This window comes from Rhizobium sp. YJ-22 (genome assembly GCF_029601685.1).
In the GTDB taxonomy this organism is placed as follows: Bacteria; Pseudomonadota; Alphaproteobacteria; order Rhizobiales; family Rhizobiaceae; genus Metarhizobium.
Window position 1 is genome coordinate 1 of record NZ_JARRIR010000048.1, and the last position, 3611, is coordinate 3611.

Sequence of the window (3611 nt, forward strand, 5' to 3'; positions counted from 1 at the left end):
GAGGTGGCTCAACCTGCGAAAAGAAACGAGTTGCTACGTAAGTCCGAGAACATGCTTTCCATGGTCTCTGAGCTCGCCTTTGGGACCGACATATCGGTAGAGAGTGACGCGCTCGATGCCGAGTTCCTTGCAGAGATCGGAAACTGAAGTATCGCGCTGGGCCATGGCGGCTTGCGCGAGACGCACCTGAGCTTTGGTGAGCGCGAATTTTCGTCCGCCCTTGCGACCGCGCGCTCTCGCGGAGGCGAGACCCGCCATGGTGCGCTCTCGGATCAGATCCCGCTCGAACTCGGCCAAGGTGGCGAAGATTCCGAACACCATGCGACCGGACGCAGTCGTGGTGTCGATCTGAGCGCCCTTTCCAGTCAGAACCCGCAGGCCGATCTTGCGGTCTGACAGCTCCTTCACCGTGTTGACCAGATGGGCAAGCGATCGTCCGAGGCGATCGAGCTTCCAGACCACCAGCACATCGCCGTCACGCAATGACTTGAGGCAGGCAGTCAAGCCAGGGCGATCATCACGACCGCCGGAAGCAAGATCATCATAGATATTGTCCCGTTCGACACCTGCGGCGCGCAAGGCGTCGTGCTGCAGGTCGAGAGACTGCGAGCCATCGGCTTTGGAGACGCGGGCATATCCGATCAGCATGTATCACAAACGTTGGTTTGAGGCGGCGCTTCGGCCACGATTGCATTGACCTCTGGAAATGTATCTCAACCAGCTTCATAAACAAAGCGTCTTGAACGCTATCAGATTTTGAAAAAGGAACATGTATGCCGCGTCGCGTCACTCTAACCGATCGGCAGAAAGACGCGCTGTTGCGCTTGCCGACTTCACAGACGGATTTGCTCAAGCACTATACGCTGAGTGATGAAGACCTTGGGCATATCAGGCTGCGTCGGCGCGCTCACAACAGGTTCGGCTTCGCCCTGCAATTGTGTGTCCTGCGCTATCCCGGCCGGGTGCTGGCTCCAGGCGAACTGATCCCTGCAGAGGTCATCGAATTTATCGGAGCGCAGCTTGGCCTGGGTGCCGACGATCTCGTAGACTATGCTGCCCGCGAGGAAACACGGCACGAGCATCTTGCCGAGTTACGGGGGCTCTACGGCTTCCGCACCTTCTCCGGACGTGGTGCGAGCGAGCTGAAGGAATGGTTGTTCCGAGAAGCCGAGATGGCGGTGTCGAACGAGGATATCGCCCGTCGCTTCGTAGCCGAGTGCCGACGCACCCGCACTGTCCTTCCCGCGACATCCACGATCGAGCGGCTTTGTGCCGCGGCTCTCGTCGATGCCGAGCGACGCATCGAGACGAGGATCGCCAGTCGGCTGCCTATGTCGATCCGAGAACAGTTGCTGGCATTGCTCGAGGAGACGGCTGATGATCGGGTGACCCGTTTTGTGTGGCTGCGCCAGTTCGAGCCTGGCTCGAACTCTTCGTCGGCCAACCGGCTGCTCGACCGGCTCGAATATCTGCAACGCATCGATCTCCCCGAGGATCTGCTTGCCGGCGTTCCTGCCCATCGGGTGACTCGTCTGCGCAGGCAGGGTGAACGGTATTATGCCGACGGCATGCGCGATCTCCCGGAGGACAGGCGGCTTGCGATCTTGGCTGTTTGCGTCTCGGAATGGCAGGCGATGTTGGCCGACGCAGTGGTCGAAACCCACGACCGGATCGTCGGCCGTCTCTACCGTGCTTCGGAGCGTATTTGCCATGCAAAGGTCGCAGACGAAGCGGGGGTGGTGCGTGACACCCTGAAATCCTTCGCCGAGATCGGGGGCGCCCTGGTCGATGCACAGGATGATGGCCAGCCGCTGGGCGATGTCATCGCGAGTGGGTCAGGGTGGGACGGCTTAAAAACCCTTGTTGCAATGGCAACCAGGCTGACCGCCACCATGGCCGACGATCCGCTCAATCATGTGCTCGACGGTTATCACCGCTTCCGCCGATACGCTCCACGCATGTTGCGCCTGCTCGATCTGCGAGCTGCGCCCGTTGCACTGCCGCTTCTGGAAGCGGTGACGGCCCTTCGTACCGGTTTGAACGATGCCGCGATGACCAGCTTCTTGCGGCCCAGCTCGAAATGGCATCGCCACCTTCGGGCCCAGAGGGCTGGCGACGCTCGCCTATGGGAGATCGCGGTGCTGTTCCATCTGCGCGATGCGTTCCGCTCCGGAGATGTCTGGCTTACTAGGTCCCGGCGCTATGGCGATCTGAAACACGCACTCGTTCCGGCACAATCCATCGCGGAAGGCGGTCGTCTCGCTGTGCCATTGCGGCCGGAGGAATGGCTGGCAGACCGGCAAGCTCGCCTCGACATGCGGTTGCGCGAGCTTGGCCGTGCCGCTCGCGCAGGCACGATCCCGGGCGGGTCGATTGAAAACGGCGTTCTGCATATCGAGAAACTCGAAGCCGCCGCGCCGACAGGCGCCGAAGATCTGGTGCTCGATCTCTACAAGCAGATCCCGCCCACGCGCATCACCGATCTCCTGCTGGAGGTGGATGCGGCGACCGGCTTCACCGAAGCGTTCACCCATCTGCGCACAGGAGCACCCTGCGCTGACCGGATCGGGCTAATGAACGTTATCTTGGCGGAAGGGATCAACCTCGGCTTGCGCAAAATGGCGGATGCGACAAACACCCACACCTTCTGGGAATTGATCCGCATTGGACGGTGGCATGTCGAGGGCGAAGCCTATGACCGGGCGCTGGCCATGGTGGTCGAGGCACAGGCAGCGTTACCCATGGCCCGGTTCTGGGGCATGGGCACGTCGGCTTCGAGCGACGGACAGTTCTTCGTCGCTACAGAGCAAGGTGAGGCCATGAACCTGGTCAACGCGAAATATGGCAATACCCCGGGCCTGAAAGCCTATAGCCACGTCTCCGACCAATATGCGCCGTTCGCAACCCAGGTGATTCCTGCAACGGCAAGCGAAGCGCCTTACATCCTCGATGGCCTGCTGATGAACGATGCTGGACGCCATATCCGCGAGCAGTTCACCGACACGGGCGGCTTCACCGATCACGTCTTTGCCGCATGTGCCATTCTCGGCTACCGGTTCGCTCCGCGCATCCGCGACCTGCCATCCAAACGGCTCTACGCGTTCAATCCGTCGGCCGCCCCGGCGCACCTGCGAGCGTTGATCGGCGGAAAGGTCAACCAAGCCATGATCGAGCGCAATTGGCCCGACATCCTGCGCATCGCCGCCACCATTGCTGCCGGGACCGTCGCGCCAAGCCAGATTCTGCGGAAACTCGCCTCCTATCCGCGGCAGAACGAGCTCGCGACAGCCCTGCGGGAAGTCGGTCGCGTCGAGCGCACCCTGTTCATGATCGACTGGATTCTGGATGCCGAACTCCAACGGCGTGCCCAGATCGGGCTCAACAAAGGCGAAGCTCATCATGCGCTGAAGCGGGCAATCAGCTTCCACCGCCGCGGTGAAATCCGCGACCGTTCCGCCGAAGGCCAGCATTACCGCATCGCCGGCATGAATCTGCTCGCCGCCATCATCATCTTCTGGAACACCATGAAGCTCGGCGAGGTCGTTGCAAACCAGAAACGCGATGGAAAGCTGCTATCGCCCGATCTCTTGGCCCATGTTTCGCCGCTCGGA

2 protein-coding genes are annotated in these 3611 nt (G+C 61.2%); one reads left to right on the forward strand and one right to left on the reverse strand.

Features of this window, described 5'->3' with window-relative positions; all coding sequences use genetic code 11:
• Positions 1 to 33 precede the first annotated feature (33 nt).
• Positions 34 to 648, reverse strand: a complete 615-nt coding sequence (locus P7F60_RS30660; RefSeq protein ID WP_000904906.1) for a recombinase family protein — start codon at positions 646 to 648, stop codon at positions 34 to 36.
• A gap of 125 nt (positions 649 to 773) precedes the next feature.
• Between P7F60_RS30660 and P7F60_RS30665 the strand changes: the two genes are divergently transcribed.
• On the forward strand, positions 774 to 3611 hold a 2838-nt coding region (locus tag P7F60_RS30665; protein WP_240208684.1), incomplete at its 3' end, for a Tn3 family transposase.

Bases quoted from the DNA above. Each gene is read 5' to 3' on its own strand.
- P7F60_RS30660 (WP_000904906.1), bottom strand. From the start codon at position 648: ATGCTGATCGGATATGCCCGCGTCTCCAAAGCCGATGGCTCGCAGTCT.